This is a genomic window from Treponema parvum, from assembly GCF_017893965.1.
Taxonomy (GTDB): Bacteria; Spirochaetota; Spirochaetia; order Treponematales; family Treponemataceae; genus Treponema_D; species Treponema_D parvum.
In genome coordinates this window covers 1924535-1940177 of record NZ_CP054142.1, presented here as the reverse complement: position 1 = coordinate 1940177, position 15643 = coordinate 1924535, and the positions used below count along the sequence as shown (strand labels likewise).

15 protein-coding genes are annotated in these 15643 nt (G+C 44.6%); 14 read left to right on the top strand and 1 reads right to left on the bottom strand.

Annotation, left to right across the window (positions count from 1 at the left end):
• Nucleotides 1-12: 12 nt before the first annotated feature.
• Complete coding sequence (locus tag HRQ91_RS08560; protein ID WP_210119155.1) at nt 13-942, bottom strand: tetratricopeptide repeat protein; 930 nt, start codon at nt 940-942, stop codon at nt 13-15.
• 202 nt (nt 943-1144) lie between these two features.
• Between HRQ91_RS08560 and rpe the strand changes: the two genes are divergently transcribed.
• The 14 genes from rpe to gap all read left to right on the top strand — a co-directional run bounded on the left by rpe (nt 1145) and on the right by gap (nt 15371).
• Entirely contained in the window at nt 1145-1771 is a 627-nt protein-coding gene (rpe, locus tag HRQ91_RS08555) for a ribulose-phosphate 3-epimerase (protein ID WP_210119154.1), read from the top strand.
• Nucleotides 1765-2661, top strand: a complete 897-nt coding sequence (locus HRQ91_RS08550) for a tetratricopeptide repeat protein (RefSeq protein WP_210119153.1) — start codon at nt 1765-1767, stop codon at nt 2659-2661. Before rpe ends, HRQ91_RS08550 begins: the two co-directional genes overlap by 7 nt.
• Before the next feature lie 4 nt (nt 2662-2665).
• Nucleotides 2666-4012: a hypothetical protein gene (locus tag HRQ91_RS08545; RefSeq protein WP_210119152.1), complete on the top strand. Its 1347-nt coding sequence runs from the start codon at nt 2666-2668 to the stop codon at nt 4010-4012.
• Nucleotides 4013-4015: 3 nt separating this feature from the next.
• Complete coding sequence (locus tag HRQ91_RS08540; protein WP_210119151.1) at nt 4016-5134, top strand: tetratricopeptide repeat protein; 1119 nt, start codon at nt 4016-4018, stop codon at nt 5132-5134.
• A 127-nt stretch (nt 5135-5261) separates the two neighbouring features.
• Nucleotides 5262-6464 carry a recombinase RecA gene (recA, locus tag HRQ91_RS08535; protein WP_210119150.1) on the top strand — a complete coding sequence of 401 codons (1203 nt, stop codon included), beginning with the start codon at nt 5262-5264 and terminating at the stop codon, nt 6462-6464.
• Nucleotides 6464-7051 (top strand): 2-amino-4-hydroxy-6-hydroxymethyldihydropteridine diphosphokinase, encoded by a 588-nt coding sequence (gene folK / locus HRQ91_RS08530; RefSeq protein WP_210119149.1) that lies wholly within the window; start codon nt 6464-6466, stop codon nt 7049-7051. The genes recA and folK overlap by 1 nt, the downstream gene beginning before the upstream one ends.
• Nucleotides 7020-7826, top strand: a complete 807-nt coding sequence (locus tag HRQ91_RS08525) for a segregation and condensation protein A (RefSeq protein WP_210119148.1) — start codon at nt 7020-7022, stop codon at nt 7824-7826. The genes folK and HRQ91_RS08525 overlap by 32 nt, the downstream gene beginning before the upstream one ends.
• 40 nt (nt 7827-7866) lie before the next feature.
• A complete protein-coding gene (scpB, locus tag HRQ91_RS08520) occupies nt 7867-8406 on the top strand; it encodes an SMC-Scp complex subunit ScpB (RefSeq protein WP_210119147.1) in 540 nt (179 codons plus the stop codon).
• A 10-nt stretch (nt 8407-8416) separates the two neighbouring features.
• Entirely contained in the window at nt 8417-9142 is a 726-nt protein-coding gene (locus HRQ91_RS08515; RefSeq protein ID WP_210119146.1) for a pseudouridine synthase, read from the top strand.
• 21 nt (nt 9143-9163) lie between these two features.
• On the top strand, nt 9164-11533 hold the full coding sequence (rpsA, locus tag HRQ91_RS08510; protein WP_210119145.1) for a 30S ribosomal protein S1: 2370 nt from the start codon (nt 9164-9166) through the stop codon (nt 11531-11533).
• A 131-nt stretch (nt 11534-11664) separates the two neighbouring features.
• On the top strand, nt 11665-12702 hold the full coding sequence (locus HRQ91_RS08505; RefSeq protein WP_210119144.1) for a sigma 54-interacting transcriptional regulator: 1038 nt from the start codon (nt 11665-11667) through the stop codon (nt 12700-12702).
• Between the two features lie 72 nt (nt 12703-12774).
• Nucleotides 12775-13455: a tetratricopeptide repeat protein gene (locus HRQ91_RS08500; protein WP_210119143.1), complete on the top strand. Its 681-nt coding sequence runs from the start codon at nt 12775-12777 to the stop codon at nt 13453-13455.
• Nucleotides 13455-14198 (top strand): hypothetical protein, encoded by a 744-nt coding sequence (locus HRQ91_RS08495; protein WP_210119142.1) that lies wholly within the window; start codon nt 13455-13457, stop codon nt 14196-14198. The genes HRQ91_RS08500 and HRQ91_RS08495 overlap by 1 nt, the downstream gene beginning before the upstream one ends.
• A 168-nt stretch (nt 14199-14366) precedes the next feature.
• A complete protein-coding gene (gene gap, locus HRQ91_RS08490) occupies nt 14367-15371 on the top strand; it encodes a type I glyceraldehyde-3-phosphate dehydrogenase (protein ID WP_210119141.1) in 1005 nt (334 codons plus the stop codon).
• The last annotated feature ends 272 nt before the right edge of the window (nt 15372-15643 follow it).

Here is a 15643-nt window from a genome sequence, read left to right as displayed (position 1 = left end):
CGTCATCCGGAATTATTTTACAAAAAGCGAATATATCACCGGATCTAATATCTTTATCTTTAACAATACCTGATTGATCTTAGGCTGTTCAGTGTTTGTAAGCACATAATGATCGATCAGCCAAAAATACAGGTTTATAAGCCGCGGCGTAAGCAAGGCTTGATCGCTTGAAGGATCTTTAGATTCATTCTCTTTGGCATAGATATCCTGTTTTAACCTTCCGACTTCCTGAGAACGCAGTTCCCGTTTTATATTGAAAATCCCAAACAAAACTCCGTAAACAGGAACCCATTCCTGCAGTGCGGCGCCCGTAAATCCCTTGTCCGTAACCTTGCGTATCAGGCAGCAAATCAATTCCGAATCTAAAAAACTGAAATCGATCTTTTGCGGATCCACAAAAAAAGCTTCTTTGAACAAAACTTTTGCCTTTTTTTCTTCTCCGCAAAGAGCAAAGCAGTCCGCCAGCTCCGCTATTATCGGCGAAGATCCCGGAAAAAGAGCGTTCGCTTCCAACAGACAATTTTTTGCCGTTTCGTATTCGCCAAATTTTTTATGACAGAGTCCTATCTTGCGGTAAATTTCAGCTTTTTGTCTGGGATCCGCCTCGTTTATCAGTTTATTATAATTTTCAAGCGCCAAAGTAAAAAAACCGCGCCTTGCGGCGTACAGTATGTCGTGCGGAGTTTTTTCTCCTGCAGTTCCGCCTTCGAACGCTTTCCATTCATGGATGATACTTTCGCCTCGTTCAAAAGGATCTTCGACGGATTCTATCTGTCTTAACGAATTTATCATAAAATGGCAGCAGTTGAGCGCAAAAAGGATGTCTTTGTTGTCCAAATCGGACTCTGCTGCGTCTTCAAGAATTTGCTTTGCGTCGTGCGGTTTACCGTTTTCGAGGAATCCGTATGCTTGTGTCAGGTTTTCACTCAATTGAATTCCCATAGGCGTATCTTTTATTATACTAAAAAGAGCTTTTTAGTCAATGAAAATACTAAAAGTGAGTGAATAAAGGGTTAAACTTATACTATGCTTTTGCCGACTGTGTCAAGATGTTTTTCACGATTTTATTTAAAAGGCGCAGGCTCTAAACATGCGCTTCCAACAGATTTACAACCGTTTATTCATCTGATAATATAAAAGTGCAATGAAAAAACCAATTCTAGCTCCTTCTCTGCTTTCCGCAGATCTTTCCGATCTAAAGGGGGCGTTTGAACAGATAGAAAAAAACAAAGCGGGAGCCGTTCACATAGACGTCATGGACGGAAGGTTCGTGCCTCAAATTACTTACGGGCAGCCCGTTATAAAATCGATCAGAGGGCTTTCAAAATTGCCTTTCGATATTCACCTTATGGTTGAACACCCTGAAGACCAAATTGAAAGTTTTGCTGAAGCCGGCGCGGATTGGATCACCTTTCATTATGAAAATAACGTGCATATCAATCGAATGATACAAAGCATCCGTTCTTTAGGAAAAAGAGCGGGAATCGCCATAGTTCCGTCCACGCCGGCAGCCTTGCTTTCGGAAATTCTTCCTGAAATCGACCTTGTACTTGTGATGACCGTAAATCCCGGATTCGGGGGGCAGAAATTTATAGAAGGATGTTTAGGCAAAATCGGACAACTAAAAAGAATACGGCAAGAAAACGGTTATTCTTTTGATATTTCCATCGACGGCGGCGTAAATGCAAAGACCTTGCCTGCCGTTATCGAAGCTGGGGCGGATATAATAGTTTCGGGCTCAGCCTTTTTTTCAGGAGGTCTTAAGTGGTAAATGTAAAAAAATATGTTTCGGCCGCATTGGGCGCCTTTGTTTTGTTTGCGGCGCTCCCGCTCTGCGCTCAAAAAGTTTCGACGGCCGCCGCAAGACAAGCCGTTTCACAGGGGCTTGAAGCCTACCGCGCAAAAGACTGGGAATCTGCGGTCTTCCTTTTGCGAAGGGCGGTTTCTTTGTATGAAAATTCCGATCCCGACACATTGTACATTCTTATTATGGCAGAGATGTACAGCAGAGATTATTCCGGGGCGCTTTCGGATATTGAAACATTTTTAGATGCTCATAAAAATTCTTTATATATTCCTTATGTGAATTATCAGAGGGGACGCGCCTTATATCACCTCGGCGAATATGAGGCTTCCGTCATGGTGCTAAGCGATTTTTGTCATGAAAATCCCGAAAACGAAATGTATTCCTCCGCCTTGTTTTGGCTTGCCGAATCCTTTTACGTTGCCTGCCGCTATGACACGGCGCGCGGCCTCTACGAGCGTATAATTACGGATTTTTCCGAAGATCCGCGGGCTGCCGAAGCGCAATACCGCATCGAAGTGATCGATCAACGCCTTAGAGAAGAAAAGCTCCTTTACCTTCTTAAAAAGACGGGGGAAGAATATCTTGCGGCAAAGGAAAGCTATGAAAAAAATATTAAGGAATATCAGGCTGAAGGGCTTGCGGGATTGCAGCGGCGTTTGAGATCCGAACAGGACAAAAATGCGGCGCTTCTGGCTGAAGTTGAAGACTTGAAGCGAAGAAATAATGAATTGCAAAACGATGTCGATGAGTTGAACACGCTTTCATCGTCATCCAAAGAAAATCCCGGCATTTTGATCTTAAAAGAAAAAGCCGTAGAAATTGAAAATTTAATCAATCCTAAAAACGGGCGGTAATGAAATGAGGATAAAAAAGACCTTTTTATTTTTAAGTTTTTTTGTTTTTCTTTCGTCGTTTGCGCTTGTAAAATCGGTTTCGGAGGATCAAGCATCTTCGACATTCGACGAAGACGCCGTGTCTCCCGAGTCTTCTGTAAAGCTTGAAAAAAAGAGCAAATTCGTTCGTAAGCGTTTTGCCGCCGCGAAGGGATCTGCGGGGGTAGCTCTTCAAAAAAATCTGGGAACGTTCGGGCTGTATGCGGTTTTTCCCGAAGGTTTTGTAAAACCCGTCATCGCTTCCCGTCCGGATTTTTCTTCCAGCGGTTTTTACCTTAAAAGCGGAAACTCGGTCTATCAGCTTAACCGTTTGGGAGGGATTCCTTACCGCCTTGCCGTATCAGGCGGCAGAGCTGAAATAGTTTACACTATTCGAAAAGACCGCGTACAAGCGGAAGTTTCGCTTTCGATGGAGATTGGGGCGAGTTCCAAAGACGCTGAAGCGGATGTTATAAAGTTCACGGTAGAAACGACCAACACGGGATCGGATAAAAGGAATTTTGCCGTACGCGGCGTATTTGATACCGTTTTGGGAGAAATGGCCTACACTAATTTTTCTACGGCAAAAATCCCGCGGATCGATGCCGAAAGGCAGTTTACGACAATGCTTACGGAAAAATGGATTGTCTCAAAAAACGAATCCACGGCCATGCAGATTGTCCTTTCGGGTACGGGCATTACGCCGCCTAAGACTGTTACGCTTGCAAACAGGGACATTGTTTCTTCCGGAGCGTGGGACGGCTCATATTACCGCGAAAACAGAATATTCAACTCGATCATGTCTTATAATAACTCCGCGGTCGACATAGTTTGGAATGATTTTTCGCTTTCTCCGGGACAAAAAAGCGCCGTAACGTTTTATGTGGTTATCGGAGTTGAAGGAAGGGAACCCGCAGGAGCCAAGCTCTTAAATTCTTTGGCGGCAGGTGAAACCGTTTTTTTTGCCGCACCTGCGATTTCTTCTGCGACGGCCGCCATATCTGCGGCGCACTCCGCGCCTGAAAGTCCCGCCGCATCTGCGCCGGCAGAGACTTTAGAAGCAGAAGGTTTGGATCCGGGGACCGGCGGTAAAATTTCAGATTCCGATGAGCCGCAAAAACTCAATACGGAGGCTGTCGATTCATCGCCGATAGAATCGGCGGAATTTAACGCTCTTTCGGATAAGTATCCCAATCTCGACCTTGATTACGTGCAGTCTTTGATCGACAGAATAAACGGTTTGGAAACTTCCGGAAATATTATCGACCCCGACGAGATTGTAAGGCTCAACGACGAGCTGGATGCAATTTTATCGGTTCTGAGGAATAAGTAAAAAATGCGCCGTTCAGCTCTTGATACAGCCTGTACGCTGATAAAGCAGCGACAATTTGCAAAGGCCATAACTCTGCTTGAAGGGCGTTCCGACATATATGAAGAAAATTTCGATTATTACATAACGCTGGGAACAGCCTGCCTCTATGTGGGCGATGCGGGAACCGCTTCAAAGTATTATCGCAGGGCGCGTTCGATAAAACTCACCGACACGCGTCTTTTGCTGGGGCAGGCTGCGATCTATCTGCGCCGCGGCGACACGGACAGAGCATTGAGATACTACCTTGACATTATCGACAGCGATCCCGGAAATAAGATCGCACTGCGCGCAATGGAATTTATACGCACAAAGGGAGATTACGATACGATTTGCCGCTGGGTGGACAGCGGACGCATAGAACAGTTTTATCCTGAAATAGGAGTCGATCCTTTCCGAGTTATGGGGTTTATTATTCCCGTTTTAGTATTTGCGCTCGGAGCCGTATTGGTGTTTAATCTGGCGTATAAGAAACCTGCCGTAAACGGACCTCGCGCAAATCTTAACGCCGTCGCCCTTACGAAGGATGAAGAAAAAAATGCGCAGGAAAGGGATTTGTCAGGGCAGGTTTATCGTTATATTTTGACTGACGCTGAAATTTCAGAATCTTATAAAAAAGCTATGGAGTTCTTTCAGAAAGAAAACGATAATGCGGCGCAGATCGAGCTTAACAAAATAGTCAATTCAAACGCCGCTTTTTCAATAAAACAAAAAGCAAATGTGTTTATGGGCTATCTTAAAGAAGCTACTTTTGATACAATACAGAAAACTCAAAATAACTATACATATAAACAGGTTTCGTCCGACGTGCCGCTCTACCTTGACTGCTGTATTTCGTGGACGGGGCGTATTTCAAACGCAAGGACGATGGGAGACGCTTTTGAGTGCGATCTTTTAGTCGGCTATGAAACCATGAAACGCGTTGATGGGATCGTCCCCGTTTTCTTTGAAAGAGCGCCCGAGCCTCCGATTGACGGAGAAAAACCCGTTAGGATTTTGGCTAAGGTTACGCTGAAAGACGGTTTTTTGAGCTTGGAAGGAAGATCCGTTTATCAAAGCGTAAACGATTCTCTTGAGCTAAGATAGAGGCTGTTTCAAAAGTCGGTTGCATTGATGTGCGATGACACATACGCTTTTTTGACAGCCCCGTTGCGGAAAATTCAATATCCGTGCAATTAATACAGTAAGTTCCTGTGGGAGGGAAGGCAGTAAAATGGCAGAAAACAAAGATATTCCGGCAGCCGGCGAACAGTCCGAAAAAATGAAGGCGCTTGAAGCGGCTAGGCTTCAAATCGAAAAACAATTCGGTCAGGGATCCCTGATGAAGCTGGGAACAAAGGCTAACACGGCCGGCATAGACGTAATACCGTCGGGCTCTATTTTGCTTGACGAAGCGCTTGGTATCGGCGGCTATCCGCGCGGCCGCATTATTGAAATGTTCGGCCCCGAATCTTCAGGTAAGACTACCTTGGCCCTGCATGCGATTGCCGAAGCTCAAAAGCTCGGTGGAATTGCGGCGTTTATCGATGCGGAACACGCTCTTGATCCTCAGTACGCAAAGGCTTTGGGTGTAAACATAGACGAACTGTGGGTTTCCCAACCCGACACGGGCGAACAGGCTCTTGAAATTGCGGAAAGCCTTGTGAGAAGCGGCGCTGTGGACATAATCGTTATCGACTCCGTAGCGGCGCTCACGCCTCAAGCCGAAATCGAAGGCGAAATGGGCGACAGTCACATGGGGCTTCAGGCCCGCCTTATGAGCCAGGCGCTGCGAAAGCTTACGGCCATAATAGGAAAATCCAATTCCATCCTTGTGTTTATAAATCAGATACGCATGAAGATCGGCGTAATGTTCGGAAATCCCGAAACTACTACGGGCGGAAACGCTCTTAAATTTTATTCTTCTGTGAGGCTTGAAATCCGCCGCATAGAATCCATAGAAAGCAAGAGTTCCGAAGAAGCGGTCGGTAATCACGTGCGCGTAAAGGTCGTAAAAAATAAGGTTGCTCCGCCTTTCCGCAAGGTTGAAATCGATATTTATTTCGGCAAGGGAATATCCGCCGTGGCAAGTCTGCTGGACTCCGCCGTAAAACACGGTCTTATAGACAAAAAAGGCGCTTGGTACACGGCAGGCGAAGAAAAAGTCGGACAGGGAAAGGAAAACGCGATTGCATTTTTAGAGCAGAACAAGGAATTTACTCAAAAGATTGAAACACAGCTTAGAGAATCGCTGTTTCCGTTTCAGGTTTTAAAAGCCAAGGAAATGCTCCCTTCGGGAAAGATCGCCGCCGCAAAAGCCTCTGCAAAGATGCGCTCCGCTGCTGATAGCCGTGTAGAACTTACGCCTAAAGGTTCCGCTATAGCAAAGGAGCAGGGAAAAAGCGAAGGAGAAACCCCTCCTTCCGAATTATTTTAATGATCCCGGTCGTATTGGGACTCGGTTCGAACGCGCCTTTTAAAGGTCTGTCTCCCGTAGAGCTTTTGGGGCGTTCCTGCATTTTTTTACGCGGCCTTTTTTTTTCTTTTTCGCAAAGGGACACTCTTTTTTCATCGGTATACCGCACAAAGGCGATGTATGTTACCGATCAAAGCGATTTTTTTAACATGGCGGCGATGGGCTTTTTAAACGATTCTTTTAAGCCCGGGGATCTTTTATCCGAAATTCATAAAATCGAATCCGCTCTCGGACGCGACAGACGGCATGAGGTAAGATTCGGCCCTCGTTCGATGGATATAGACATAGAATTGTTCGGCAAGTTGAATGTCGATGAACCGAATCTTAAAATACCGCATCCGCGCCTCTATGAGAGAGCATTTGTTTTAATTCCGATACTGGAGATTTTACCGAAATCTGCCGATTTTATAGACAGGGAAATTTTTGCCGAAAAACTCAGGCGCTTGCCTGAGCAGGGTGTGGAATTGTACATGCCTTTTGCAAAATTCCTTACAGAATATTTTCCGGAGGCGGCGGATGGATACAAACAGGAATTTAGACTCGGCTGACATAGGTTCTGCGGGCTTACCGAATGACACGGAGACTGCAACTAAGAGCAGGCGGAAATATACCGCGGGAGAATTTGAAGGTCCTCTCGACTTATTGTGGACTCTCATACGTGAAAGCAAGGTCAACATCTATGACATTCCCATCGCACAGATTACGGAACAATATCTTGAATACCTGGATTTTGCCGTTCAAACGGACTTAAGCGATCTGTCGGAATTTTACAGCTGGGCGGCAAAACTTATCTACATAAAAAGCCGCATGCTGCTTCCTATCGAAATAACCGGAGACGACGAGGATATCGAAGATCCCAGGCAGGAACTTGTCGCCAAACTCATCGAATACCAGAAATTTAAAAAACTTTCCGTATTGATGGAAGAAAAAGAAGAAGCCGGTGAGTGGAGCTTTGAAAGAAAGAAATTCCAGTGTGTTTTACCGTTTGAGGAAGAAGAATCCCAGTGGAAAAAGGTTGACACTTGGGATTTACTTCAGCAAATGCAGAAAATTTTTCATGACATGGTAGCAGTGTATTCCAACGAAAAAATAATCAACATGTATGAAGAAGTTTCGATCAATGAAAAGATAACGTTGATATCGGAACTGCTGGACAATAAAGGCGAATTCATGTTTACGGAATTGATCGTGCGCCGCGGAAACGAAATGGACATAATATGCGCTTTTATGGCGATCCTTGAAGCGGTTAAATTTAAAATGGCCAGCATCTATCAAAATAAATTATTCGGTGATATAAAGATATGCCGTTACAAGGTCGCATGACAAGGTTGTGCGTATAAATCATGTTTTTTAGAGGTACGAGTTGGAATTATTAAAGGAATCCGCCTTGGTCGAAGCGGTGTTGTTTTTGGAACATGAACCTCAGACCGAAAAGGCGCTTGCAGCTTCGGCACAGTTGTCGGAAGAAGTCGTTTCCCGTTGTCTTGAAATGCTTAAGGAAAAATATACGGCTGAAAATTCCGGCATAGATCTTGCAAAAATCACGGGCGGCTGGTCTCTTGTTCCCAAAAGATATATTTGGGACGTATTAAAAGAAAAGTACGGCAATAAAAACGAAGGAAAATTATCCAGACCCGCCATAGAAACTCTTTCAATTATCGCCTATTCTCAGCCTGTAACGCGTGCGGAAATAGAAGCTATCCGCGGAGTTTCCGCCGACACAATGATAAGACTCTTGATGGAAAGAAATTTAATAAAGGAAGTGGGAAAAAAAGACATCCCCGGAAAACCCATCCAATACGGCACTACAAAGGAATTTTTAAAATTCTTTCGCTTAAACAGCATTGCGGATTTGCCGCGGCTCGACGATGAGGAGAACGAACGCTTTGAGCTTGCCCGCTGAACATGCCGCTATGAGCGAAAAAAAAGATACTATACGTTTGCAGACTTTTATAGCCCGCTGCGGGGTAGCCAGCCGCAGAAGCGCCGAAAAACTTATAGCCGAAGGGCGCGTGAGCGTTAACGGAAAGGCGGTTAGCGAACTCGGCACAAAGGTTTCGCTTTCTGATTCCGTTTATGTTGACGGAAAGCAAATCGTCCTTGAAGATAAAAAACGTTACGTGCTTTTGAATAAACCCATAGGATACGTGTGTTCTCTTTCCGACGAAAAAGGGCGACCGGTCGCCGCGGATTTATTAAAAGAACATTTTAAAGAAAGGTTGTATAATGTAGGGCGGCTGGATATGTTCAGTTCCGGGTTGCTTATTTTTACGAACGACGGCGATTTTGCGGCAAAACTTTCTCATCCGTCTGCGGAAGTCGAAAAGGAATACGTCGTAGACACAAGCCTTGCCATTCCGAGGTCTTTTTCCGAAGAATTTAAAAAAGGCCTCCGCGTAGACGGAGTTTTTTATCGCTGCGTCGACGCGCGGCAAGTCAACGCCAGACGAATGCAAATAATTCTTACGGAAGGTAAAAACCGGGAAATCCGGCGGGTTTTTGAGTCGATGGAAATAGGAATAAAACAGTTGACCAGAGTAAGAATCGGAAATTTGCTTTTGGAAGGGTTAAAACCCGGAGAATTCAGAGAGTTGAAACCGTCTGAAATAAAAAACTTATTAAGTCTTTGCAGGCGGTAATAAATATTCACGGAGAATAATATGGTCATAGCGATCGACGGTCCTGCCGGAACAGGAAAAAGCACAATAGCAAATCTTATAGCGCAAAAACTCAAGCTTTTATATTTAAATAGCGGCAGTTTTTACCGTGCGCTGACGCTCGCACTGCTTGAAGCGGGTTTCGATCTTTCCGAGAACAAGGACGAAGACGCTATCGCTGATTTTTGTAAAAAGCAAAAAATAGAATATGTAAATTCTCATCTCATCCTAAACGGAGTCGACGTTGAGTCCCGCCTTCATGAAGACCTTGTGACGGCGCATACTTCGCAGGTTTCTTCCGTAATTGCCGTGCGGCACTTGGTGAACGATCTCATGCACAAGATCACCGATTCGCTCAGCATAGTATGCGAGGGTCGGGATATGACGACGGTAGTGTTTCCTGACGCCGAACATAAGTTTTATTTGGACGCCTCTATAGATGTTCAAGCCAAACGGCGCTTCGACCAGGGAGTGAGCAAATTATCTTTGGAAGAAATAAAAGAAGCGATTAAAAAACGCGATGAAAGCGATAAAAATAAGGCTGAAGGCGCTCTTAAGATAGCAAGTGACGCCGTTTACATAGATACCTCAGACTTGACCATAGAACAGGTTTGTGCAATAATCTTAAATAATATTCATAAAAAAGGGTTTGTAATGGAAGAAATGGAAGTGGAAAAAGATGCGGCTCAAACTCCTAAGAGCAGTATCCAGACACAATTTGAAGAATCTCTGAAAACTCTCGGTGTTTTGGAAGACGGACAGCTTGTTGACGGAAATGTTATTCAGGTAACTGCGGATTCGGTCTTTCTTGATATCGGATATAAGTCGGAGGCGAGACTCCCCGTTACGGAGTTTGCAGATGCTCTGCCGAAAGTGGGGGATGTGGTTACGGTCGTCCTTCTTAAAAAGAACGGCAGAAATGGTCCTGAAGTTTCCAAATCAAAGGCGGACGCAAAGCAGATATGGAAAGATATCCGAAAGGCTTTTGACGAAAAAGCGCCGGTTTCGGGAACCGTTTCAAAGGTTGTAAAAGGCGGTTACGAAGTCAGTCTCGGCGGAGATATTCACGCGTTCCTGCCGATAAGTCAGGCGGACAGCCAAAAAGTTGAAAAGCCTGAAAGCTTGATAGGACTTAAATCTCCGTTTTATATAGAGCGGCTTTATTCCGACAATAAGGCGAATGTTGTCGTAAATCGCAGAAAATATCTTGAAGAACAAATAGATAAAAACCGTGAAAAATTCTTTGAAACGGTAAAAATCGGGGACACCGTAAAGGGTGTTGTAAAGAGCTTTACCAGTTTCGGCGCCTTTATCGATCTTGGCGGATTTGACGGTCTTTTGCATATAAATGATATGAGTTGGGGACATGTTACCCGACCTAAGGATTTTGTAAAAAAAGGTCAGGAAGTGGAACTTAAAGTCATACGGCTTGAACCTGAAGAAAAACGCATAAATCTGTCTTTAAAGCATTTCCTTGAAGATCCGTGGGTGCATTTTGAAGAAAAATACCATGTAAATGACGTAGTAAAGGGAAAGGTTACGAAACTTACCGATTTCGGCGCTTTTATAGAGCTGGAAGAAGGTATCGAAGGGCTTGCGCATATAAGCGAATTTTCATGGACAAAAAAGGTCAATAAGCCTTCCGACATGGTTAAAGTCGGCGATGAAATAGAATGCATGATCTTAGGCTACGATATTCAGGCCGGTCGCGTTTCTTTAGGACTGAAACAGGTTACCGAAAACCCGTGGGATTCCATTGCTGAAAAATATCCTGTAGGAACCAAGATAGACGGAAAGGTTGTAAAATTGACAAATGCGGGAGCCTTTGTTTCAATCGAAGACGGAATAGACGGATTCCTTCATGTCGATGACCTTTCATGGACAAAGAAAGTTAAACATCCCGGCAGCGAAATTTCCGTAGGGCAGGATGTCAAGGTCGTAATCATAGAAAACGACCCTGAAAATCATCACATACGCGTAGGACTTAAGCAGCTAGAAAGCAATCCTTGGAAGCAGTTCGCGGCGGATTACAAACCCGGTTCGACTTTTGAAGGAGAGATAACTTCGATCACGGATTTCGGACTGTTTGTCAAAGCTCCGTCCGGTATTGAAGGGCTTGTAAACAAGTCGAATTTGAGCGACGACAAGGAAATTCCCTTTGAAGAGGCCGTTAAAAAATACAACGTAGGCGATAAGATTAACGTATACGTTGTTGACATAAACGTGGATAAGGAAAAAGCCGCTTTTTCCGTAAGGGAATACAAGAAAAAGCAGCAGCGTGACGAGATTTCGCGCTATATGTCTTCATCTTCCGACGATGACGACGGCGCCTATACTCTCGGCGATTTTATGAAAACAAAGAACAACGAATAGCTGAATTATCGCAAGTTTAATTGGTTTATTCGTGTACAAACGCATTGCCCGAATACAGGCAATGCGTTTTTGAATGAGGGACTGTAATATTGTTTGCCGGCGACTATCTTAAGGCATTTGAAGTATTTTGCTTGAATGAAGACACCGGGGAAGGAAAGGTCTCAAAACATACGGACGATACGGCGGTTGCAAACAAGGGCGGGTCGGAACGTTCGTTCGACGCTTTTACGGCTAAGAGCCGTGTAATTTTGGATCTTTACCGTGTAATGGAATCGGTCGCTCTTTCCGATGCGCCGGTATTGCTGACCGGTGAAAACGGAAGCGGAAAAAACTTTTTTGCGCGAAAGCTGCATTTGAAAAGCAAACGCAAAAACGCTCCTTTTGTCCGTGCGGATTGTATAGCTTTTTTGCAGGAAGGAGTTTTTGAGAATCGGATAAAAAATTACGAGCGGATGTTGGCAACGGCGGACGGCGGAACCTTGTTTTTTGACGGAATAGAAAAACTACCGCTCAATCTTCAGACTGTTTTGCTGGATCGCATGGCGCCTTATTCGAAATCTTCAGGGACAGTCTCGGATAAGACGGCCGCTTTTAATGTGAGGATAATTGCGTCTGCGGAATGTGATCTTGAGGCGTCTGTAAAAGACGGGCGGTTTTTGATCGATCTGTATCACCGTCTCAATACGTTTCCTATAAATATTCCGCCGCTCAGGGAACGGAAAGAGGATATAGAACCTTTAGCCGAGTTTTTTTTGAAAAAATTTGGCCGAAAGACGAAAAAGCAGTTTTCGGGATTTTCGTCGTCCGCCGCTAAAGCTCTGCACGACTACTATTGGCCGGGAAATGTCCGTGAGCTTAAAAATACGGTGGAATATGCCTGTATTTTAGGCGAAGAGCCGTTCATTCAAGACTGGGACTTGCAGTTTTCAAAAAGCTTTTCCGGAACGGCGTGCGAACAGACGGCTTCAGAAGAAAAAATTCCGTCTTTGACGGAGGACAGAACTCTTAAAACCGCATTGAACAGGTTTAAAAGAGCCTATATCTGTAAGATTCTTGACGAAACGTCTTGGAACCAGACTAAGGCGGGAAAGATATTGGGAATACAGCGGACTTATATTTCTCGCTTGCTGAACGAATTACACGTCCGTGAAGACAGAGACCGTAAGTAAGACGGATATTTGTCATTAAATTAGATTAATCGGATACGATAAAGAATTTTGTATCCTTTGCAGGAGTCTTGTATGACGCAAGAAAAAATTGAAAAAAAAACATTTTCCGAAGTATTGGGAAATTTTATTCTAAAAAATAGAAAAATCATTTTATGCGTTTTTGCCGTTTCTGTAGCGGCGATTTTAACATACGCCGTTATTGTAACCGTTTCCGGAAAAAATGTTGAAACGGGACTTGAAAAGATAGATAAAATCACTTATTCGTTGACCGATAAATCTTCGGATCTTTCAGAAACTGAGCTTGAGGCGCGCCGCGGCGATGCCCTCAAAGAACTTTCGGGATTCACGGCTAAAGGCGGTATTGTGGGTGCGCGCGCCTCGATGCTTTGCGGTGAAATATATTTTCAAAAAAAAGATTATACGAATGCCCGTACGCAATGGCTTTCTTGCGCTTCAAAAGCAAAAAAATCTTATATAGCGCCCCTTGCGTATTTTAACGCTGCCGTATGCAGTGAAGAGCTCGGCGATTCTGACGGCGCGATAAAATATTATGACGAAGCTTCTAAGTTCGAAGATTTTTTAGAACTTTCTCACGCATTGTTCAGTTTGGGCAGACTTCAGGAGGAAAAACAGGATTTTACTTCCGCCGAAGCGTCGTATAAAAAACTTGTGGATAAAAGCCCGTCGGAATCATGGGCGAAGCTTGCGAAAAACCGCATTATTGCGCTTCAAGCCCAAGGAAAATTACAATAGTGCATCTCGAGAAAACCGTAAAAGCGAGTTTTTCGATACCTATATGCGCCGCGGTTTTTTTATTTTTTCAAGCTTGCGGCTTACAAGAATATTTTGCGCTGGATCCTCCCGTAGCCTATCACACTCCCGCCCATAATACTACAAACTATCTGGAAAGATACTTCAGGTTCGGAACGGCGGCTAACAATAACTCCGGCGGATTTGTTGCCGAAGGAACAGCCGTATATTATAAGATCTACTCAAGTTATTCTGAAATGAATTCCCACATAAGTTCCGTAAACGCTTTGAATACCTTAAGCAACGGCTCTGCGGCTGCGCGCAGGGTTATAGAAACGTATTCGTATAAACCCGTAGGAACTTCCGCCGGTAGCAGAACGCCTTTAATCGCGAATAACGGAGCGCAAACGGTTTACATACGTCTTATGTCTTATGGAACGGATGCAAATTACAGCTCGAAAGTTATCATCGCCGGAGTTGAACAGAGCTGGAAACCCGTTCGATATGATAACAGGCGCACATTTGAGTTCGGCCGGGGAGGAAACGCATATCCGAATCATGAGAATAACGTTGTTCCTGTAATCGGGAACGACGACGTACACGGTTCTACGGCTCCTTCCGACAATGTTTGGTATGTAAACATGTATGCGATCTCCGTAGGCCGCGACGCTTCTTACACGCCGTACTACAGCCTTGTTACGTGGCTGGGCTCCGTAGCTATCGACGCCGGCTCTGAAAATAACTGAAAAATTCCGTATTCGGTTGGCTATAGGATAACGCGGAACGCGATGCCGCGGCGCCTTGCAGCACGCGGGCACGCGCAGATTTGCTACTTGAAGTAAAAAATGAAAAAGGGTATTATTATGCTATAAGAAGCTTTTAATATTATAGATTGAATAAGGAGTCATACAATTATGATCAAAGTAGGCATTAACGGTTTCGGCCGTATCGGACGCATGGTTTTTCGTGCAGCGATCGAAAATTTTAACAAGGATATCCAGATCGTAGGTATTAACGATCTTTTGGATGCCGATTATCTGGCTTATATGTTAAAATACGATTCCGTTCACGGACATTTCAAACACGACGTCAAAGTTAAAGACGGCAATATGATAATTGACGGCGGTTCTCCGATCCGTGTTACTGCGGAAAAAGTCGTAGAAAATCTTAACTGGAAGGCCGTAGGGGCGGAAGTTATCGTTGAGTCCACAGGATTGTGGCTTGACGACGAAACAGCGCGCGGTCACATCAAAGCCGGCGCCAAAAAAGTTGTTATGTCCGCTCCATCAAAGGATTCAACGCCGATGTTCGTTTACGGCGTAAACCACAAAACATATGCCGGACAGGATATTATTTCCAACGCTTCCTGCACGACAAACTGTTTGGCTCCGCTTTCCTACGTTATAAACAAGGAATTCGGAATTAAGAGAGGCCTTATGACGACGATTCATGCCGCCACCGCGACTCAGAAAACGGTCGACAGCCCTTCGAAAAAGGACTGGAGAGGCGGACGCGGAATCCTTGAAAACATGATTCCATCTTCGACAGGCGCTGCAAAAGCCGTAGGAAAGGTTTTACCCGAACTTAACGGCAAGCTCACCGGTATGTCCGTCCGTGTTCCTACTTCCGATGTGTCGTTTGTCGACCTCACCTGTGAGCTGAATAAAGAGACAACCTATGAAGAAATTTGCGCTGCGATGAAAAAATATGCCAAGGGCGAACTCAAGGGCGTTCTCGACTATACCGAAGATTCCGTAGTTTCAACCGACTTTCGCGGAGATTCTCATACGTCGATTTTCGATGCAAAAGCGGGAATCCAGCTGGATAAGACATTCGTAAAGCTCTGCGCATGGTATGACAACGAATGGGGATATTCAAACAAAGTTCTTGAAATGGTAAGAGTCGTCGCAAAAAAATAAAAGGTTTAAATTGAATGTCGCTAAATAAGCGCAAGTAAAAAAGGGCTGCCCGGAAGTTATTAAAAACCTCGCCGCGGCAGCCCTTTTTTATGCCGCATCGATTTTCCGATACGGTTTTATCTTATAAAGTTTAACAGCGTTTTATACGCTATGGCTATGCGGCGAAGTTTTTAAAACCCGTCCGCACAGTAAAACGGTTCCTTAAAATTGCACAGCGATTAAATCTTCAGATTTAGAAGATGGGCAATTTGTGCGCATATTGCGTACCTTCC